This is a genomic window from Sphaerisporangium melleum (assembly GCF_014646695.1).
In the GTDB taxonomy this organism is placed as follows: Bacteria; Actinomycetota; Actinomycetes; order Streptosporangiales; family Streptosporangiaceae; genus Sphaerisporangium; species Sphaerisporangium melleum.
The window spans coordinates 57,367-77,010 of record NZ_BMNT01000022.1; the positions used below are offsets into that span (position 1 = coordinate 57,367).

At 70.2% G+C, this 19,644-nt stretch carries 18 protein-coding genes; 15 read left to right on the forward strand and 3 right to left on the reverse strand.

All coding sequences use genetic code 11. The annotated features are described in order from the left end of the window. The first annotated feature begins 8 nt into the window (after positions 1-8). Complete coding sequence (locus IEY93_RS20165; RefSeq protein WP_189164648.1) at positions 9-1,328, forward strand: MFS transporter; 1,320 nt, start codon at positions 9-11, stop codon at positions 1,326-1,328. A 165-nt stretch (positions 1,329-1,493) separates the two neighbouring features. On the opposite strand, the gene IEY93_RS20170 is transcribed toward IEY93_RS20165, so the two are convergent. Next, positions 1,494-4,784, reverse strand: coding sequence for a S8 family serine peptidase (locus IEY93_RS20170; protein ID WP_189164649.1), 3,291 nt, complete (start codon positions 4,782-4,784; stop codon positions 1,494-1,496). 120 nt (positions 4,785-4,904) lie between these two features. Here IEY93_RS20170 and IEY93_RS20175 point away from each other — a divergent pair, with 120 nt between their 5' ends. The 4 genes from IEY93_RS20175 (at position 4,905) to IEY93_RS20190 (ending at position 8,016) form a co-directional block, all read left to right on the forward strand. Then, entirely contained in the window at positions 4,905-5,939 is a 1,035-nt protein-coding gene (locus IEY93_RS20175; RefSeq protein ID WP_189164650.1) for a helix-turn-helix domain-containing protein, read from the forward strand. A 217-nt stretch (positions 5,940-6,156) separates the two neighbouring features. Continuing rightward, the gene (locus IEY93_RS20180) at positions 6,157-7,383 is read left to right on the forward strand and encodes an SGNH/GDSL hydrolase family protein (RefSeq protein ID WP_203968731.1); all 1,227 of its coding nucleotides are present in this window, start codon (positions 6,157-6,159) and stop codon (positions 7,381-7,383) included. A 44-nt stretch (positions 7,384-7,427) separates the two neighbouring features. Next, the gene (locus IEY93_RS20185; protein ID WP_189164652.1) at positions 7,428-7,640 is read left to right on the forward strand and encodes a hypothetical protein; all 213 of its coding nucleotides are present in this window, start codon (positions 7,428-7,430) and stop codon (positions 7,638-7,640) included. Between the two features lie 43 nt (positions 7,641-7,683). Then, positions 7,684-8,016 carry a YnfA family protein gene (locus IEY93_RS20190; RefSeq protein ID WP_189164653.1) on the forward strand — a complete coding sequence of 111 codons (333 nt, stop codon included), beginning with the start codon at positions 7,684-7,686 and terminating at the stop codon, positions 8,014-8,016. A 16-nt stretch (positions 8,017-8,032) separates the two neighbouring features. Here IEY93_RS20190 and IEY93_RS20195 read toward each other — a convergent pair whose 3' ends face one another. Beyond that, positions 8,033-9,337 carry an aminotransferase class V-fold PLP-dependent enzyme gene (locus tag IEY93_RS20195; protein ID WP_189164654.1) on the reverse strand — a complete coding sequence of 435 codons (1,305 nt, stop codon included), beginning with the start codon at positions 9,335-9,337 and terminating at the stop codon, positions 8,033-8,035. Positions 9,338-9,613: 276 nt separating this feature from the next. Between IEY93_RS20195 and IEY93_RS20200 the strand changes: the two genes are divergently transcribed. From IEY93_RS20200 to IEY93_RS20230, 7 genes are all read left to right on the forward strand, one after another. Beyond that, entirely contained in the window at positions 9,614-9,973 is a 360-nt protein-coding gene (locus IEY93_RS20200; RefSeq protein WP_189164655.1) for a hypothetical protein, read from the forward strand. A 91-nt stretch (positions 9,974-10,064) separates the two neighbouring features. Next, positions 10,065-11,162, forward strand: a complete 1,098-nt coding sequence (locus IEY93_RS20205) for a PLP-dependent cysteine synthase family protein (RefSeq protein WP_189164656.1) — start codon at positions 10,065-10,067, stop codon at positions 11,160-11,162. Beyond that, on the forward strand, positions 11,159-12,415 hold the full coding sequence (locus IEY93_RS20210) for an MFS transporter (RefSeq protein ID WP_189164657.1): 1,257 nt from the start codon (positions 11,159-11,161) through the stop codon (positions 12,413-12,415). The genes IEY93_RS20205 and IEY93_RS20210 overlap by 4 nt, the downstream gene beginning before the upstream one ends. 150 nt (positions 12,416-12,565) lie before the next feature. Continuing rightward, entirely contained in the window at positions 12,566-13,321 is a 756-nt protein-coding gene (locus tag IEY93_RS20215; protein ID WP_189164658.1) for a class I SAM-dependent methyltransferase, read from the forward strand. A gap of 141 nt (positions 13,322-13,462) precedes the next feature. Continuing rightward, positions 13,463-13,921 carry a hypothetical protein gene (locus IEY93_RS20220; protein WP_189164659.1) on the forward strand — a complete coding sequence of 153 codons (459 nt, stop codon included), beginning with the start codon at positions 13,463-13,465 and terminating at the stop codon, positions 13,919-13,921. Positions 13,922-14,484: 563 nt separating this feature from the next. Continuing rightward, a complete protein-coding gene (locus IEY93_RS20225; protein ID WP_189164660.1) occupies positions 14,485-15,288 on the forward strand; it encodes an SDR family NAD(P)-dependent oxidoreductase in 804 nt (267 codons plus the stop codon). A gap of 173 nt (positions 15,289-15,461) precedes the next feature. After that, positions 15,462-16,022 (forward strand): GNAT family N-acetyltransferase, encoded by a 561-nt coding sequence (locus IEY93_RS20230; RefSeq protein ID WP_189164661.1) that lies wholly within the window; start codon positions 15,462-15,464, stop codon positions 16,020-16,022. Positions 16,023-16,111: 89 nt separating this feature from the next. On the opposite strand, the gene IEY93_RS20235 is transcribed toward IEY93_RS20230, so the two are convergent. Beyond that, on the reverse strand, positions 16,112-16,612 hold the full coding sequence (locus IEY93_RS20235) for a DinB family protein (protein WP_189164662.1): 501 nt from the start codon (positions 16,610-16,612) through the stop codon (positions 16,112-16,114). Positions 16,613-16,943: 331 nt separating this feature from the next. Here IEY93_RS20235 and IEY93_RS20240 point away from each other — a divergent pair, with 331 nt between their 5' ends. The 3 genes from IEY93_RS20240 (at position 16,944) to IEY93_RS20250 (ending at position 19,473) form a co-directional block, all read left to right on the forward strand. Further along, entirely contained in the window at positions 16,944-17,357 is a 414-nt protein-coding gene (locus IEY93_RS20240; protein WP_189164663.1) for a hypothetical protein, read from the forward strand. Between the two features lie 388 nt (positions 17,358-17,745). Beyond that, positions 17,746-18,552, forward strand: a complete 807-nt coding sequence (locus IEY93_RS20245; RefSeq protein ID WP_203968733.1) for a MerR family transcriptional regulator — start codon at positions 17,746-17,748, stop codon at positions 18,550-18,552. Positions 18,553-18,606: 54 nt separating this feature from the next. Beyond that, positions 18,607-19,473 (forward strand): YobF C-terminal domain-containing protein, encoded by an 867-nt coding sequence (locus tag IEY93_RS20250; protein WP_229691301.1) that lies wholly within the window; start codon positions 18,607-18,609, stop codon positions 19,471-19,473. Positions 19,474-19,644 lie beyond the last annotated feature (171 nt).

A 19,644-nucleotide genomic window follows, 5' to 3' on the forward strand; every position in this document is an offset into this window, starting at 1 on the left:
TCGATCGCATGGTCCCTGGCGGGGGTACATCGCGGACGCCGCCGCGCGATGCGGATGACATCTCGCGGCGCTCATCGGGTCTGTGGGCGGTGCTGGCCGGTCATGCCGACTTCCGCCGGCTGTTCGCCGGCAACTCCGTCTCGCTGTTCGGGTCCAGCGTCACCACGGTGGCCCTCCCGCTGACCGCCGTGACCCACCTGGGTGCATCGCCCGCCGAGATGGGGGTGCTGGGCGCCCTCGCGTGGCTGCCGCACCTGGTGCTGGGCCTGCCCGCCGGTGTGTGGGTCGATCGCCTGCCGTACCGCCGCGTCCTCATCGTGACCGACGCGGCGCAGCTGCTCCTGGTCGGATCGATCCCCGCGCTGGCCGTGTTCCGCGCGCTCTCGATATGGCACCTGTACGTGGTGGCGGTGCTCGCCGGCGTCGCCGGCCTCTTCGCGTCGGTGGCCGCGCAGTCGTTCACCCCGCGACTGGTGCCGCGTGACCGGCTCCTCGCCGCGAACAGCGCGTTGATGCTCAGCAACGCCACGGTCGGCACCACCGGTTCCGGGATCGGCGGAGTGCTGGTGGCAGCCCTCGGGGCGCCGATGGCCATCGTCGTGGACGCGGCGTCGTTCCTGGTCTCCGCCCTGTGCAAGACGCGCATCCGCACCCCGGGCCGGGTGAGCGCGGCGGGCGAACCGCGGCCGCCGATGCGCCTGCGATCGAGCATCGCCGAGGGCTGGCGGGCGGTCTTCGCCCATCCCGTCCTGCGCGCGGTCGTCGTGGCCGCCACGGTCGGCGCGTTCGCCGGCCAGGTGCAGGCCGTGGTCCTGGTGCTGTACCTCGTGCGCGACATGAGCCTGTCGTCAGGTCAGATCGGTGCGCTCATCGCGGCCGGTGGCCTGGCGAGCGTCGCCGGCGCGCTGATGGCGTCGCGGGTCACCCATCGCCTCGGGCCCGGCCCCACCTTCATCCTCGGGATGTTCCTGGCCTCGGTCGCGGGCCTGGTGCTCGCCGCCGCGGTGGGCCCGTTCCTCGTGGCGTTCGCCGTCCTGGTCTTCGCCCAGTGCCTGCGCGGCCTCGGGCCCTCGCTGTACGGCGTCAACCAGCAGACGCTCCGCCAGGTCCTGGTCCCGGCGGAACTGCTCGCCCGGGTCAACGCCACCTGGCGGTTCCTCGCCTTCGGCGGCCAGTCGCTCGGCGCGCTGGCCGGCGGGGTGGCGGGCACCGCGTTCGGTCTCCGGGCCACCCTGGTCGCCGGTTCCTGCCTGATGCTCACCGGCGTCGCCGCGGGCCTGCTGTCACCCGTGCGCGCTCTTCGCCGCCTGCCGAGTGCCCAGCCCTGAGAGGGCCGCCGGGCCGTACCGGCGAACGTGCCCGCCGACGGCGAGGACCGCCGGCCCGGGGGAGAAGGCCTCTCCCACCAGGACCGGCGGTCCCCGCACCGACCGGGCGCCGACCTCAGGACGTCCTCAGGACGTCCTCGCCGGCGCGGTGATCGGACGCGTCCTTCACTTGATCTCGTAGGCCCTGATGATCGTTTCGGTGAAGGCGTTGTCGCCGGTGTCGGCCGCCTTGACCCGCAGGGAGGCGAACTTCCCACGCGCGTTCCGCGGGTGCGAGGTCTCGGCGGCCCAGGTGCCGTCGCCCGTGCGGTGCACCAGCGCCGGCAGCCAGGTGCGGCCGTCGTCGTAGGAGATATCCAGGGTGAGGGCGTTCACCTTCAGGGCGGGGGAGCCCTTCTGCCGCTGGATCTGCAGCGGGATGCGCATGTGCCCCACGTCGGCGCGGTTGCGGTCGTCCAGCTCCGGCGCGATCTTGACGGCCATCAGCGGCAGCACCGGCCGCTTCCCCTGCTCCGGTGTCGTGGAGCCGAACCGCCACTCGGCGCTGACCCTGGTGGAGAGCTTGGACCTCAGGGGCTCACGGTCGGCGCTCACGGCGAGGCGGTACTTGCCCGCCTTGGCGTCGGCGGGCACCTCGATGTAGCCGGGCAGGTACTCGGCGGCCCAGACCTCCTTGCCGTCCCGGTAGAGCGTGGCCTTGGGGTTGACGTAGGAGTCGTAGGAGAAGTGCTCGGGCACGCCGTCCTTGAACAGCCCGATGGAGAACTGCAGCGCGTTCCCCTCGCGCCAGGAGTAGTCCCCGCCGGGGTCGAGCGCCGCCCCGAAGACGCCGCCGTTCCAGCGGTCGGAGATCTTCTCGCCGGCCCGGTAGGACCTGATCTTGTCGTAGAAGAACTGGTCGAGGTTGTCGAAGCCGTCCGGCGGCACCCTGTACTGCACGAAGGTCGAGTACCAGCCGGTGTCGGCCGGCGTGTAGTACTCGGTGCGGTGGAACGGCAGCGGGAACCGGGAGACCTCGCCGTACGGCATCCACGCCAGCTCGGTTCCGTACAGCACCGGCAGGGCGAAGCGCTCGCCCTGCTTGCCGTCCGCCTGCGCGGCGTAGGTGGCGTCGACCTGGGCGAGGTCGCGGCGGCGCGGCCGGTAGCCGGGGTCGGCGGGGATGCGCGGCTCGGCCTTCATCAGGTGGTAGAAGTACGGGCTGTCGTCGAAGCCGCCGCCGCTCTTCGGCTTGGCCCACTGCGTCCACCGGTAGTAGGCGAACTTCTCGCTCGCCGTGCGGGCCGTGGGAATCGCCTTGATGCCATCGACGCGGTCGGCCCCGGCGGGCAGGTCCACGTCCACGCCGAGCGGCTGCACGCCGTCGACGACCTGCAGCATGCCGAGCATGCCGAACGCCAGCCGTGCCGACGGCTCCTCGGTGCGCACGTCCACCGGCCGGGACTTGCGCGCGTCGGAGGTGAAGGCGCGGTCGGCGTCGAGAGTGAACTCCGGATCGGCGCCCATCACCACGGCGCCGTCCTGGTCGAGCAGCAGGGTGACGACGGTGTACCGGTGGCCCTTGTCCAGCTTGAGCTCCAGCGTGCCGGTGGCGACGTCGTAGTTGCTCTGCTCCTTGGTGTCGAGGTCGATCACCCCGGCGAGGGCGGCCTGCGCGGGCCGGCCGTCCGAGCCGGTGAACGTCAGCTTGACCTTGCGCTTCTCCGGCACCACCTCCATGCCGATGGCGGTGCGTACGGAGACCGAGCCGCCGGTGGCGATGACCGTGCCGCTGTACAGGCCGGTCGGCTGCGCCGCGGTGGACACCTCGACCTGCGCGGTGCCGTGGGCGGGCACCTCGACCGAGGAGGCGCTGAGCGTGAACGGCGTCACCGTCTGGCCCCGGCCGTCCTTGGCCACGATGCTCAGGTCCAGCCGGACGGCGGCGTCGCCGTCGTTGCGGTAGGTGAGGGTGCGCTTGCCGGGGGCGGCCGGAAGCTGGACGTCGCCGAGGCTGAGAGGAGCCGGCTCGGCGGTGACCTGCTGGGTGACGGCGCGGGCCACGTCCACCCGGCCGGAGCCCTGGACGTACGCGCCCAGCTCCGCGCCGGGGGCGGTGGAGGCCATCAGGGCCGCCTTGATCTGGTCGGCCTTCCAGTCGGGGTGCCGCCCGGCGACGATCGCCGCGGCACCCGTGACGTGCGGGGTGGCCATGGACGTGCCGCTCATCTCGGTGTACGACTCGTCGTCCGCCGGGAAGCCGGTGCCCTCGGCCCTGGCCGCGACGATGCCCACGCCCGGCGCGATCAGGTCGGGCTTGACCGCCGCGTCGCCGGGGCGCGGGCCGGTGCTGCTGAACGCGACGACCGAGTCGTTGTCGCGGAAGGAGGCGCCGACCGACAGTGCGCGGTCGGCGCTGCTCGGCGAGCCGAGCGTCCGGGGGCCGTCGTTGCCCGAGGCGATGACGAACAGCGTGCCGTACTTCTCCGACAGCGTGTCGACGGCCTGCTCCAGCGGGTCGAGGCCGGGAGCGTCGGGGTTGCCGAGGCTGAGGTTGGCGACGCGCGCGCCGTTCTCCGCCGCCCAGGTCATGCCCTCGATGATGCCCGAGTCCGGGCAGTAGCCGCCCTGCTCGCAGACCTTGCCGATGAGCAGCTTCGCGCCGGGGGCGACGCCCTTGTACCTGCCGCCGGAGGCGGCGCCGGACCCGGCGATGGTGCTCGCGACGTGGGTGCCGTGCCCGTTGAGGTCGCGTACGTCGGGTTCGGCGGTGAAGTTGGCCGTCTTGACGACCAGGCCCTGCAGGTCGGGGTGGCCGGGGTCGTAGCCGGTGTCGAGCACCGCGACGGGGACGTCCTTGCCGTCGTACCCGGCCTGCCACGCCTGCGGCGCGCCGATGTGCGGAACGCTGACGTCGAGGGACAGCTTGGCCTTGCCGTCCAGCCAGATCTTCTCCGGGGTGGCCGCCGACGTCCTGGCCTGCGCGGTCAGGGACTTCCAGAGCGTGCCCGCGGCGTCGTGCCGCTCGCTCTGCGCGATCGCGTTGATCGCGGGCAGCGGGTGCCCGCCCGCGACGCGCAGCGTGGCGACGTCCGCGGGGTAGGTCACGATCAGCGGGAGCGCCGGGCTCGCGGCGTCGTCGTAGCCGAACGCCGCGAGCCGGGTGACGTTGAACAGCCGGGAGTCCAGCCGGCCGGCGGCCAGGAGCGGCATCGCGTCGGCCGGGACGATGCTGAGCCCGTCCTGGCCGCGGCGGTGGATGAAGGCGATGTTCTCCCGGCCGGCGCCGGGGGTGACGCTGAGCTGGGTCTGCTCGCCGGGAAGCGGGCGAAGGGTGACCTTGTCACCGGTGATCAGAGTGATCGTTTTGGGCGGGCCGGCCTTCGCGGCGCTCTGCGCCGTTCCGGCAGACGCCGTGGGGGAGGGCGTGGGGGTCGCCTGGGCGGGGGTTGCGGCGGCTGTCAGGGCCGCTACCACAACTCCAACAAGGGCGGTTCTTTGTAGCACGACCCGATTTCTAACTGTTTGCGAATTTTGCTGACAAGGTGATCGTCTGGCCTATTGCGGCAGTTGCCGGAACTGGCCAGCATCGTGGGCATGCTCGATGAAGGTCCGACGCTGGAAGTGGTGGGCATCAGCGCGTTCGACGAACGCGTGTACCGCGCGGTGCTGGCCTCCCCCGGCATCACCGTGCAGGAGCTCGTCATGCGGAGCGGCGAGAGTCCCCGTCGCATCCAGTCCTCGCTGAGCAGGCTCCGTGTCAAGGGCATGGTCAGCCGCCCGTGGGGGCAGGCACCCCGCTGGACCGCGACCAACCCCGGGACCGCGATCCGTTCGCTCGTACGCGGCCTGCAGGGCGAGCTGGAGCGGCTCACCGACACCGCCGACACGCTGGAGGCGGCGTTCCGCAGCGTCGGCCAGGACCCGGAGGAGGCCGGCCAGTTCGAGGTGCTGGCCGGGGCCGAGGAACTCTCCCGGTGGTTCGTCCGGCTGCAGCAGGAGGCCAGGGACGAGGTGCTGACCTTCGACCGGCCGCCGTACGTGGTGGACCACCGCAACCCGCTGGAGCGCGAACGCCTGCGCGACGGCGTCCGCTACCGCACCATCTACGCACCGGAGGCCTTCCAGCAGCTGGGGGCGCTCGACGTGCTGGACGACGCGCTGGCGGCGGGCGAGGAGGCGAAGGTCCTGCCCGGCCTGCCGTTCAAGATGATGCTCGTCGACCGGCGGATGGCGCTCATGCCGCTGCACCTGGACCCGCCGATCTCCCGCACCGTGGTGATCAGAGGGTCCACCATGGTGGTGGCCCTGGTCGAGCTGTTCGAGCGCCTGTGGCAGGAGGCCGTCCCGATGTACCCGCGGCCCGCCGACCACGACGGCGCGTCCTCGCCCGGTGAGGCGCCCGGTGAGGCGCCCGGCGAGCGCGAGGACTCAGAATGGACGGACCTCTGCCTGGAGGACCGCCGCATCCTCGCGCTGCTCTCGGCCGGGCTCAAGGACGACGCCATCGCCCGCCAGCTCGGCACCAGCCCGCGCAGCCTCCGTCGCCGCCTCCGCCACCTGTTCGACGAGCTGAACGCCGAGACCCGCTTCCAGGCCGGCGCCCAGGCCACCCGCCGCGGCCTCGTCTGACCCCGCTCGTCCCGAACCTGCTCGACCTGCAGTCCTGACTGAATGAGCAAACGCATGCTTGACGATCAGGGCGATTCGCGATCTCTTAGGGGGAGCGGCCGCGCATGTGGAGATCTTGACGCCATCGAGGTGGCGTGTTGTGATCCGCATAACCAATATTTCATGCTTATTTAGCAGGGAATGAGGAGTTGTGAGGGTACTCCGGCATGCTGCCGCGGTGGCCGCGATCCTGTTGGGCGCGGCCGGCATCCAGGTCGTCCAGGGCGGAGCGGCGCAGGCGGCCCTGCCCACCGCCGCCGTCGCGCTCGGCGACAGCTTCATCAGTGGGGAGGGCGCGGGCGACTACCAGCCCGTCGTCGACGCGTCCGGGACGGCGCAGGGCTTCCCCGGCTGGTCGGCGGCCAACGGCAACGCCTACTTCTGCCACCGGTCGGCCAACGCCTCGTTGTACAAGGCGACACTCCCCGGCATCCAGGACCGCTTCAACCTCGCCTGCTCCGGTGGCCGGCCCGCCGACATCGCCAACCCCGGAAGCGCCCGCGCCAAGGGCCGCTCGGTCGCCTCGCAGCTCGACCAGTTGCGCGCCGTCGCCCAGACCCACGACATCGACGTCGTCCTCATCGGCCTCGGCTCCAACAACAGTCAGTTCACCTTCGGCGACGTGGCCGAGCTGTGCGCCAACCGCTTCATCGCCGACGCCTGGACGGGCTGGTGGGAGTTCTGGGCGTACCTGAACGGCGACGTGCCGCAGGAGCCCTGCACCGTCTCCGACCTGGCCACGGACGCCGAGATCAGCGCCGCCACCACCGAGACCACCGCCGCCCTGCGCCAGGTCCTGGACACGCTCGACCAGATCGACGCCGACGGCGTCCACCGGGTGGTGCTGCAGACCTACACCAACCCGCTGCCGCCCGACCTCGCCTCGCCGTACTGGGAGGAGGACGACCGCAGCGACACCCGCGACAAGTTCCGCGCCCTCGGCGCCGAGCGGTACGCCGCCGGCTGTCCGATCCACCGCGCGAGCCTCGCCCCCGGGCAGCTGTTCTCCCAGAACCTCGGCTCCCTGGTGAAGAACGCCTACAGCACGCTGGCGGCCGAGCGTCCGGCGGCCGACCTGCGGGTGCTGGACGTCCAGCGGGCGTTCGACGGCGCCCGGCTGTGCGAGAACTCCGGCAGCCCGACGGGCGCGCTCGCCACGCCGCTGCGGGTGCAGGACGGACCGTCCGGCACGTTCGTCACCAGTCTGTCCGGCTGGGACAAGATCGGCATCCAGCGGCTGGCGAACACCTGCGTCACCTACTTCCAGACCTGCCAGGAGTCGTGGCACCCCAACGCCGCGGGCCACGCCGTCCTCGGCCAGTGCCTGAGCGGCGCCCTCACCGCCGCACCCCGCACGATCGTCACCTGCGCCCGCAACGCGGGCGGCACGCTCACCATCTCCTGACGTCCACCTCCCGCCGTCCGGCGGCGCGCGCCCTGCTCGCCGGGGTGCGCGCCGCCGGACGGCGGTCGCATCCGGCGGCGCGTGAGTCGGACTGCTGCTCGTTCTTCGCCTTCACCTTCACCTTCACCTTCGCCGAGGACGAGGACGAGGACGAGGAGGGCCTGGTCCTGGACGTGCGCGTTCCGGCGGCTCACTCCAGCGTCCTCGACGGGCTGGCCGCCAGGGCGATCGAGTCGTCTCCCCGGGCGGCGTCGTGAGCGCGGAAGACCGGCCCAGGCCCACTCGGCTACAGTCGCGGGCGTGACCGTCGCCCGTTCGCTCCTGCTGTTCGTCGTGGCCGCGATCGCCGAGATCGGCGGAGCCTGGCTGGTGTGGCAGGGCGTGCGCGAACAACGCGGGCTGGCGTGGGTCGGCGCGGGGTTCGTCGCTCTCGGCCTGTACGGGCTGGTGGCCACTCTCCAGCCGGACGCGCACTTCGGCCGCATCCTCGCCGCCTACGGAGGCGTGTTCGTGGCGGGGTCACTGCTGTGGGGCGTGGTGGTGGACGGCTTCCGGCCCGACCGGTGGGACATCATCGGGGCCGCCATCTGTGTGCTCGGCGTGCTGGTCATCATGTACGCCCCGCGCGGTTAGCCACCGGTCGATCGCCTCAGCGCAGGGCCCTGGGCAGGGTCCGCAGCGCGGCGGCCAGCCGGTCGAGGTGCTCGGCCGTGGTGAACAGGGCCGGAGTGACGCGGACGCAGTCGCCGGCCGTCACTCCGCCGCGCTGCACGGTGAAGATCCGGTGCCGGTTCATCAAGTGGTCGGTGATCGCGACGTTCTCCTCGGTACGGGTTCGTCCGGCGAGCCGGAAGGCGGTGATCGCCCCGTACATGCCCGGCTCGTCCGGAGTGAGGATTTGCATCCCCGGGACGTCACGCACCCGGTGGACCCAGCGGTCGCGCAGATACCGCAGCCGGGCCTGCTTGTTGGCGCCGCCCAGAGCCTCGTGGAAGTCCAGGGCGGTGCCGACGGTGAGGATCGGCGCGACGTCCATCGTGCCGGAGTGCACCCGCGAGCGGATGTCGCCGGCGGGGTAGGTCTCGTCGGCGAAGACCGGGGCGATATCGGCCAGGCGGTGCGCGCGGATGTACAGAAAACCCGAGCCGAGGGGCGCGCCCATCCACTTGTGCAGCGAGAACACCGCGAAGTCGGCGTCGAGGTCGTCAACGGTGAACTCCAGCTGGCCGAAGGAGTGGGCGGCGTCGACGATCACATCGACGCCGCGGTGGCGGGCCATGACGCAGATCTCCCGTACCGGCGCCACCAGGCCGGTGCGGTTGTTCAGGTGGCTGAGCAGCAGCAGTCTCACCCCGGGACGCTCACCGAGCGCGCGCTCGTAGGTGTCCAGTACGGCCTGGCGGGTGGCCGGCTCGGGGATGACGATGCGCTCGACGCGTACGCCGCGCCGGCCTGCCAGCCAGTTCATCGCGTACTGCCCGCTGTGGTAGTCGAGGTCGGCGTACATGACGGCGTCCCCGGGGCGCAGCCGGTTGTAGCCCGCGATGAGGTTCTGCAGCGCCTCGGTGCCCCCGCGGGTCAGCGCGATCTCCGCGGCCGAGGCGCCCACGACGCGGGCGACGCGCTGCCGGATCCGATCGGCCCGCGCCTTGTAGGCGGTGCGCAGCAGGTGCGAGTTGCGTTCGTTGAGCAGGTCGACGTTGCGGTGGTAGGCCTGCCGTACCGGCTCCGGCATGACGCCGTAGTAGCCGTTCTCCAGGTTCACGAACGCGGGGCTCACCCGGAACAGGGCCGCGACGCCCGCCCAGAACTCCTCGTCGCCGGCCAGCCGCTCGGGCGTCACCCCGGCGGGCACGGCCGGGAGCAGGTCAGCGAGCGGCCGGCCCGAGGACGCCGCCGGGGCGACGGCCAGGGCGCCGAGTCCCGCGACGACCTCTCGGCGGGACCAGGTCATCGGCTTCTCCACGCGCGTCAGCGGCCCGCGGCCGTCCGGCGGATTCCGCCGCGGATATGACTTTCAGTCTGCGGGAAATCGGGGGCCGGCCACGGTATTCGCCGCCGGGTCGGCGTGGCGCGGGCGGTGCGAAAGGGCGGGACGGGAATTCGTTTTGCGAAAGGCGGTGCATCGGCTGGGCGCGTCCTGTGCCTCCGGTGGGCATCATCGGCGGTGATGTTCGCGATAGCAGTGAGGCGTTGTGGGCGGCCGGCCGCGCAAGGTGCCGGCCGGCCGATGCTGGGCGCGGTGCTCGCGCTGGTGATGATCGCCTCGCTGGTGTTCACCCATGGCGGGGCCTGCGCGGCCGTGATCATGTCCGAGAGCGACTGGCACGCCGTCCACGCGACCGTCACGGCGCCGAAGGTATCGCCGGACACCGGCTGCCGGCACCATGACCTGCCACCCGGACACCGGCACGGGACCGAGCAGGACTGCTCGGCGACCGATCCCCCGGGCGTACAGCTGCCCGCCGCCGTCCAGGCGGTCTTCGCGGCCGTCGCCGGCCGCAGCGGCTGCCGCCCGCATCCGGCCCGCCCCGGCGCCGTACCACTGCGGGCACCCGATCCGGTGCACATCTGTGTGATGCGCATATAGGCGGTACGCCTTTCTCGCCGCCGCCATTCTCCAGGCGTGGCGATATTCCGCCATGCCCTCGACGTCGCGTCATCTCACATCGGGGATTCACATGTCATCGCAGATAACCATCGCGCGCCGCAGCAGCGTGCCGTCGTCACCGTATTCGTCGGTCGGCCTCGCCGTCGGAAACACACCACTGGCGTACGTTCCCGGCCCCGGCGGCACGGGCCCGGGGTTCTGGGCCAAGCTGGAGGGCTTCAACCCGGGCGGGATCAAGGACCGGCCGGCGCTGCACATGATCCGCCGGGCCCGCGCCCGCGGCGAACTCCGGCCGGGCGCCACCATCGTGGAGTCGACCAGCGGAACGCTCGGCCTCGGCCTGGCCCTGGCGGGCATCGTCTACTCCCACCCGGTCGTGCTGGTCGCCGACCCCGGCATGGAACCGCTCATGCGGCACCTGCTGGCCTCGTACGGGGCGCGGGTGGAGATCGTGGCCGAACCGCATGCCACCGGCGGCTGGCAGCAGGCGCGCCGCGACCACGTCGCCCGCCTGCTGAGGCGGATCCCCGGGGCCTGGTGTCCCGACCAGTACAACAACCCCGACAACGTCGGCGCCTACGCCGGTCTGGCGCACGAACTGCTTGGCCAGCTGCCGCACATCGACGTACTGGTCTGCTCGGTGGGCACCGGCGGCCACAGCGCCGGCATCTCCAAGGTGCTGCGCCAGCACTTCCCCGATCTGGAGCTGGTCGGCGTCGACACCGTCGGCTCGACCATCTTCGGCCAGCCCGCCCGGCCGCGCCTGATGCGGGGACTCGGCTCCAGCATCCACCCGCGCAACGTCGCCTACGACTCCTTCAGCGAGGTGCACTGGGTGAACGCGGCCGAGGCGGTGTGGACCTGCCGCACGCTCGCCGCCGGCCACTACGTCTCAGGCGGGTGGAGCACCGGGGCGGTCGCACTGGTGGCCCGCTGGCTGGCCACCACCCGGCCCGCCGCCACCATCGTGGCGGTCTTCCCCGACGGGCCGTGGCGCTACTGGGACACGGTCTTCGACGACGGCTTCTGCGCCGCCCGCGGCCTCCTGGACGCGCCGCCCGCCGACCGGCCCGACGAGATCACCACACCCGGCGAGCGCGAGGTGGCACGCTGGACCCGCTGCACCACCGTCAGCGATCCGTCCGGCACGGCGGGATCCGGGCGATGATCTCGACCTGGCGCCGGTTCCGTTCCTTTCCCCGTCCGATCCGGCTGCTGCAGATCAACCAGGCCGGGATCAACCTGGGCTTCTTCCTGCTCATGCCTTACTTGGCCCAGCATCTGACCGGCCAGGCCCATCTGGCGGTGTGGGCCGTCGGGCTGATCCTCGGACTGCGCAACGCCAGCCAGCAGGGGCTGTTCCTGATCGGCGGCACCCTGGCCGACCGGCTCGGCTACAAGCCCATGATCATGGCAGGCTGCGTGCTGCGTACCGCCGGATTCGCCCTGTTCGGCCTGTCCACCTCGTTGCCGTTCCTGCTCATCGCCGCGGTGCTGAGCGGGCTGGCCGGCGCGCTGTTCAACCCCGCCGCCCGCGCCTACCTCGCCCACGAGGCGGGTGACCGCAAGGTCGAGGCCTTCGCCGTGTTCAACGTCTTCTACCAGGCGGGCATCCTGGCCGGCCCGCTGCTCGGCCTCGCGCTCCTCGGCGCGGGGTTCCGTACGGTGTGCTTCTCGGCCGCGGCGATCTTCGCCGTGCTGGCCGTCCTGCAGTGGCGGTGCCTGCCCGCCCGGCGGGGCGCCGAAGCGGACGCCGGCCGGCCGGTCCTGCACGACTGGCGCGAGGCCTGCACCAACCGGCCCTTCCTCGCCTTCGCCACCGCCATGATCGCCTCCTACGCCCTGTCCTACCAGATGTATCTGGGACTGCCGCTGGAGGTGCAGCGCGTCGGCGGCGGCGCGGGAGGCGTCATGGTGCTGTACGTGATCTCCGGGCTGATCGGCATCGCCGGCCAGGTGCCGGTCACGGCGTGGTGTTCGGCACGATGGAGTTCCGGCCAGTGCATCGCCGGAGGGCTGGCCTTGATGACGCTCGCCTTCGCGCCACTGGCGATCACGGCGCCGCTCCACCCGCCGCCGTACCTGGCCCTGGCCCCGGTGATCGTCTGTACGCTGCTGCTCACCTTCGGCACGCTGCTGGCCTTCCCCTTCGAGATGGCCACCGTCGCCGACGTCGGCGGCGGCCGCCTGATCGGCACCTACTACGGCCTGTACAACCTGCTGTCCGGGGCCGGCATCCTGGCCGGCAACCTGGCCAGCGGAGCCGCCATCGACCTGGCCGGGACCTGGCGGCTGCCCGGCCTGCCGTGGCTGCTGCTGATCTGCGCCGGCCTCGCCTCCACCCTCGCCGTCACCCGCCTGCACCGCACCGGACGACTGACACCCGCCCGGCCCGCACATCCCGCCGTCCCGGCGGGATGACACCGTCCTCTTGGTACGGGGTTTCCCGAACGCCGGAAACCCCGTACTTTCCGACTGTGCGCACCGCGTCCAGGCGGCCGCCGCCATGCCGGACGTGATCCTGGCCGCGATCCGTTCAGGCCGCCCGGTGCCGACTGCTGGGAGAGGCCGATGAGTACGCCAGGTGACGCCTATGCCGTTCTCGGCAGGGGATATGCCGCTCGACGGCGACCGGACCCGCGCATAGCAGCACTGATCGGCGACTCACTGGGCCCGGCCCGGACCGTGCTCAACGTCGGAGCGGGGACGGGCTCGTACGAGCCGGCGGACCGTGCCGTCCTCGCCGTGGAACCGTCCGCCATGATGATCCGGCAACGTCCTGCAGAGGCGGCCCCGGTCGTCCAGGCGTCCGCGGAGGCGCTCCCTCTGGGGAGCGGCTCGTTCGATGCCGGGATGGCGATCCTCACCGTCCACCATTGGACGGACCTGCGCGCGGGGCTGCGTGAACTGCGCCGGGTCTCGCGCCGCCAGGTGATACTCACCTGGGACCCGGAGGTGACCGCGCGCTTCTGGCTCGTCGAGGACTATCTGCCGGAGCTGGCGGTACGCGAGCGCGACCTGGCGGCGCTGAACGCCGTCCGTGACTGCCTGGCCCATCTGGGCGCCGCGCCCTCGGTGCTGCCGGTACCCATCCCGGCCGATTGCACCGATGGGTTCGCCGGGGCTTACTGGCGGCGGCCGCACGCCTATCTCGATGCCGATATCAGGGCGGCGATGTCTCCGGTCATGCTGCTCGACCAGTCCTATGTGCGAAACGCGATGCACCGGCTTTCCGGCGACCTCGGCACCGGTGCCTGGCACAAGAGAAACGCAGGTCTGCTCGCCCGCGGCGAGTTGGACCTGGGCTACCGCCTCGTCGTCACCTGATCCTCGCGGTCCTGCCTATATCAAGAAGTCTGGGCGCCTTTCGATCGGCGCGGCTTCGCGCCGCCCGCGAGAGACCTCCGGGTGTTAACTTGAGTAAGTGCGACGTACCTGACCTTCCGCCGATCCGAGAGGCGCGTGAGCATGGGTTTCTCCCAGGGCGCCGTCGCTCTGCTTCCACTCATCGTTCTTCTCGGTCTTCTCGCCGTCGCCGTGCTCAGGGCGAGAAACGGTGACGTCGCGCGATTGGATGTCGGAAACGACGAGATCGTCATCATCCCGCGGGGCATCTTCAAGCTCTTCGCCTTCACCCCGCGACTGCGAGTGCCCGCAGGGGTGCTCAGCGCCGCGTACGAGATCGACCCCCGAAGCCTCGGCGTGCCGGGGATGAGGATGGGCGCCACCTGGTTCCCCGGGGTGGTCGCCGGCAGGTTCCATAGTCCGCAGGAGCGTTCGTTCTGGGTGTGGGGTAAGGGCGACCGGGCGATCCGGCTGTCCTTCGACGGCTGGACCTACGACTACGCCGTGGTCGAAGTGGCGGACCGGGAATCGGCACTTAATGCGCTCTCCGCCGTCTCCCGTCGCAACGCAGTGGGCAATTGACCGCCTTTCCCACATGCCCGGCTCCGAGCGCTGGAAGGAGCAATGGTGCGGTTCTATTTGCTGGGCAGCCTGATCGGATGGGCCTTCTTTCTCCTGTTGCTTTTCGTCGTCATCTACGGAGCGGTCCGCCTGGCCCTCAAGCATGACCGCGCGAGTCAGGTCCGAGTGCCGCCTGCTCCCGTACCGCCTGCTCGGCCCTTACCCGAGCAGGCCGTGCCCGAGCGAGCGCCTCAGCGACCCGAGACCCCCGAACCGGAAGACCGAACGCGTGCAGAAGGGGAGCCACCGCCCGGCGCCCCCAAGACCGGATGAAACCCGGAGCCTGAGTAGTCCCGCCGAGGTCCGTCATCTCTGAGCGGTCGAGTGCGTCATGAACTTCGGCCAGGTCGTCACTGACCTGCCCGCGACGCACTCGACCGGCTGTCCACAAATGTCGCGTCTGATTTTCGCGGCAAATGCCGGTCCGAATCACGCCGTCCCTCGTCAGGCGACCGCCCGTAACGTTCACAACGAACAGACCCGTTCGCTTCGCCGGATGGGAACCATGACGAGGGGGAGAAAATATGGATCTCCAGCTTTCCGGTCGGGTCGCGGTCGTCACCGGTGCTTCCAAGGGCATCGGTCTGGCCGTCACTCGTGCCCTCCTCGACGAAGGCGTCCGTGTCGTGGCCGCCTCCCGGAAGAGCACCCCCGAGTTGGCGGGGCTCAAAGGCGACCTGATCCATGTTCACGCCGACCTGATGGATGCCGAGGCTCCCGGGCAGATCGTGGAAAGGGCCGTCTCGGAGTTCGGCGGGCTCGACATCCTGGTGAACAACGCGGGCGGGCCGCCGCCCGGCGTGGCCCTGCCGCGCTTTTCGTTCCTCACCCCGACCGACGAAGACTGGCGGGTGATGTTCGAGTTCAACCTGTTCTCGGTCGTGCGCACCGTACGGGCCGCCATCACGCCGATGCTCGCCCGCGGCGGCGGCTCGATCGTCAACGTCTCCTCGGGCAGTGCCCGCCTGCCCGCTCCCATGAACGTCGACTACAACGCGGCCAAGGCGGGCCTCAACAACCTGACCAAGGCCCTGTCCGAGGAGTTCGCACCCCAGGGTATCCGGGTGAACACCATCTCCCCAGGTCCGGTACGTACGGCTTGGTGGACCGAGAGCGGCGGCGCGGCGGACATCATCGCCGCCCAGACCGGGACCGACCGTGACAGCGTCATCGATCAGCTGGCACCCGAGATGATGAAGCTGTCAACCGGCCGTCTCGTCGAGCCTCAGGAGATCGCCGACGTGGTCGCCTTGCTGGCCTCACCCCGCTCGGCCAGCACGACCGGCGCGGACTTCGCCGTGGACGGCGGGTTCCTCAAGCAGATCTGACAGCTGAGGTATCAAGCCGCGATCGGTTCTCGGTGGCGTCAGGTGGCCGAGCTCATGGATCGAGGCTTCCGCGATGCACCGGCAATCGCAGGCTCCACGCGACGCGGCGACTCCGGGAAGGCCAGGTGAATATCAGGAGGCGCGGCGCATCGCATGCCTCATAAGGTGACCAAATGCTGAAGCCTCCCTATCCCATCGAGACTCCCCGGCTGTCGCTCCGTCCCTTCACGATGGACGACCTCGATGAGCTGTACTCCTTCCACTCGCGCCCCGACGTCGCCCGATACCTCTACTGGGACGCGCGTACGCGCGACGAGACCCGGGCGGCACTGGAGACCAAGATCGGTCAGGCCGAGCTGCTCAAGGACGGCGACGCCTTGAACATCGCCGTCGAGCTACGCGAGACCGGCGCGCTGATCGGCGACCTCTCTCTGTTCTGGCGGAGCTCCGAGCACCGCCAGGGCGAGATCGGTTTCGTCTTTCATCCCGCCTACCACGGGCGCGGGCTTGCCACCGAGGCGTCCAGGGAGATCCTGCGCCTCGGCTTCGCAGGTCTCGGCCTGCACAGGATCTACGGCCGCTGCGACGCTCGTAACACCGCCTCCGCCAGGTTGATGGAGCGGCTCGGCATGCGGCGCGAGGCCCACTTCGTGGAGAACGAGATGTTCAAGGGCGAGTGGGGCGAGGAACTGGTCTACGCGATGCTCCAGCGAGAGTGGAGCCCGGCGGCATGACCGCGAACGCCTGGGCCCGCCGCTACAGCGGCCGGGCGGTGCCTCCAGGGAGGCGGTGCATGAGTTTCCGCCGGTAGCCGGTGCGGAGATCAGTCCTGTGGGTGGTCGCCGGTTCGCCCGTCCAGAAGTTCGCGCACGATGTCCATGTGCCCGACGTGGCGCGCGGTCTCCTCGATCATGTGAATGAGCGTCCAGCGCAGGGACACGACTTCGCCATGCCATGCGGTGCCCAGACTGTCGATCTCCAACTCGTCGATCACTCTGTCGGACGCGGCACGAGCCCGGCCGTAGAACGCGACGATGTCCGCGGCCGTCTCCGAGGGGGTCGGGCGCAGATCGGCCTCCGGGTCGTCATCGTCGAACGGCAGAGGTTCCGTCTCGCGCCCGAAGGTCTCGCTGAACCAGCCGTACTCCGTGGCCGCCAAGTGCTTCACGAGCCCCAGCAGCGATGTGCCGGACGGCGTCATCTGCCGTCGTAGCCGCTCCTCGTCGAGACCCTCTAGCTTCCAGAGCACGACATCCCGATGCCGGTCGAGACTGGCGTGCAAACTCTCTTTTTCGCCGGCGGTGGCAGGAACGCGTCGAGTCATCTGTGGACTGTAACAACCGAACTTCCGTGCCGTGGTCCAGAGGGCTCCTACCTGCGGTCCGCCCTCTTGATCATCGATGAGGGGAACCACCTGTTCCCAGACCGTGCCGAGGCCAAGCCGAGGTTCCCCCCGTGGCATCGAGTCCAGCCAGGGGTTGGTACGTCACCCTGGGTGGTGGGGCGCAGCGTCTCTATACGTGGCCCGTGTAGGTGGCGCGCTCTGTCAAGCATGTGGCACGCGCGATCAACGACATCCCTCTGTGGCTTGCTTACCGTGAGTTCGGCGCTCGCGAACAGCGAACCGCGATAGCAATCCAAGTGAGGGTGAACGAATGATCGTACGTCGTCGAATCAGTGTTTTCGCACTCGCAGCGGTGTGCGCCGCTGTGCCGCTGACCTCCTTCTCCGCGTCCGCCGCTCAGGCCGGCACGGCCAGCAAGGCCGGTTTCGGTCCCACGAAGTGTACGAACATCGGCAATGGCGACCTGTGCACTACCGGCATTTCCGGCTCTCCGGCGGGTTACGACGTGGCCTACAACAAGAGGTCGGGTTCCACGGTGACCGTGCGGTTCCGCCTGCAGTGCGTCGGTGGATACAAGGCGGCCGACAACGGCGCGTTCAACATTTCGGCAGGTCAGCGGAAGAGTTTCGTCTTCTCGGTCGGTAACAAGGGGCAGTGCCAGTCGGTACTGCAGGACATCACCAACGGCAAGAACTTCTACGGCCCTTACGTCACCATCCCCTGAGACATCGGCCTCCGAGTGACCAGACGATCAGTGACCTGATGCCGCCGCCGCGGCCGCGACAGCAAGGACCTGTCGGCGATGGGGTGACACCCGGCTGATGGAGCACTGCCGGTGTCTGGTCGCAGCCCTGCATCACCACCTACCCCGAAAGCCCCTGACCGGCGTCCGTGCCGGTCGGGGGCCACTTTCGATTAGTCCACGAACAGCCGTCAATGCCATGCTCAGCGCCACCGCCCTCGCTGCCCCAGGACCCGTCACGGTCCTCACCTCCGACCCCAAGGACCTCGCCGCCCTGTGCGGTGTGCGCATCACTGTCATCAAGATTTGAGTCGTGACCCTGGCTGGGCGGCTTTGACCTCGCCCCAGGGGCATGGTCCAGGCTAGGCGGGTGGACGACGCGGATCTCATGCTGCCTGGCGAGTTCGGTGCTGCCACGCGGCTGTCGCCGAAGGCCCTGCGGCTCTACGCGGCGCAGGGCCTGCTGGTGCCGGCCTCCACCGACCCCGGCAGCGGGTATCGCCGCTATCACCGCGACCAGATCTCGCTCGGTCGGCTGATCGGATGGTTGCGCATGCTGGACCTGCCACTGGCCCGCATAGCCGCGCTGCTTCCACTCAACGCGCAAGCTCGCCAAGCCGAGCTGCGAGCCTGGCTGGCCGCTCAGGAGATCGAGCTCCAGCAGCGGCGCGAGCTGGTCGAGGCACTCGATTGCACCAGCCGTACAACCGCCGGTGTCCCGACGCTCCGAAGCCGGCCGCAACGCAAACTGCTGTGCCGGGAACGCCGTGTCCACATCGACGAGTTGGACGGTTTCATCGCCGACGCGCAGGAGCACATCCGGGCGCGGTTGCGGGCCGTCGGATCGTCCGACGACGGACCGGCGTTGGTGCACTTCCACGGATTCGTGACCCGGGACAGCGACGGGCCGGTGGAGGTCGCGGTGCCGTTCAACGGCTCGGTGGAACCCGTCGACGATCTGCGGATCAGACTTTCGCCGGCCGGCACCGATGCCGTACTGCCGGTCGCCGAGGCGGACGCCGAGTTCCCCATGATCTTGCACGTCTACGGTGTGCTGGAAGCCTGGATCGACGCGCATCGGCTGCTCTGCGTCGGCAGCCCGGTCGAGGTCCGGCCCGGCGGCAACGGCGCGTTCCTCGACGTCACCTACCCCGTCGTGCCCAGTGAAGAAAGTTGAGCGATGCATCCCTACATCGGTTCCGGGCCCTACTGCTACGCCAACTCACTGGCGATGGTGCTCGGCTCCACCGCGCCCTCGCCGTCGGTGATCGAAGTGCTGACCGGCTCGCCGTTCGGCTTTGAGTTGCTGGCCGGGCGGCTGCCGCTGTTCGACCCGTACGGCTGGGACCCTGACCGGGGCCTCGACGACGCGATCGCGCTGCTGGGCTGGACCTGCCGGCGTCAGGGTGCGGACGACGACGAGCAAGCCCTTGTGATGCTGCGCGATGCGGTCAAGGCCGGTCCGATCCTGGCCGGGCCCGTGGAAATGGGCCTGCTGTATCACCTGCCCGGGATGAGCGGGCCGATCGAGGCGGACCATTTCGTCACGGTGCTGGAAGCAGACGAGAAGATCATCCGATTCCACGACCCACACGGCCACCCCTACGCAACCCTGCCGACCGGGGACTTCCTCGCCGCGTGGCGCGCCGACACCATCGCTTACCGCACCACGCCCTACACCATGCGCAGCGAATTCCAGCGGGTCCGAGAGGTCACCACCGAGGCGGCGCTGCACACGGCCTTGCCCGGTGCGGTCGCCTGGCTGCGCGGACGCGATGACCTCACAGTGCCACCAGGCACGATCGCGGGCGCCGCCGCGGTCGACCGGCTCGCCGGCATGATCACCGGCGGGCTGGATCCCCAGGTGCACGGTCACCTCGTCCACTTCGCCATCCGGGTCGGTGCCCGACGCCTCACCGACGCCGCGACATCCTTCGCCGACCTTGGCCACCACCAGGCCGCCGCCGTGGCCACCCGCCAGGCGCGGCTGGTGGGCAGCCTCCAGTACGAGCTCGTAGCCGGGCTCACGACGTCCGCTGCTGAGACGCTGCGCCGGCTCGCCCCAACATACGAGGAGTTGGCCACCGTGCTCTGCTAGCAGGGCGCTACGTCGTGCCCGTACAGCCGATCCACCAGAAATCCAGGTGGACGCGCCAGTCCGAAGTGGCCGAGTGGCCCCGCCGGATTTCGTGGAGACTTTGATGTGTCGAAGCGGCTTTCCCCAGTCGAGCTTTCCCGACCGCATTGACAGACCGGCCTTGGCTTCGCA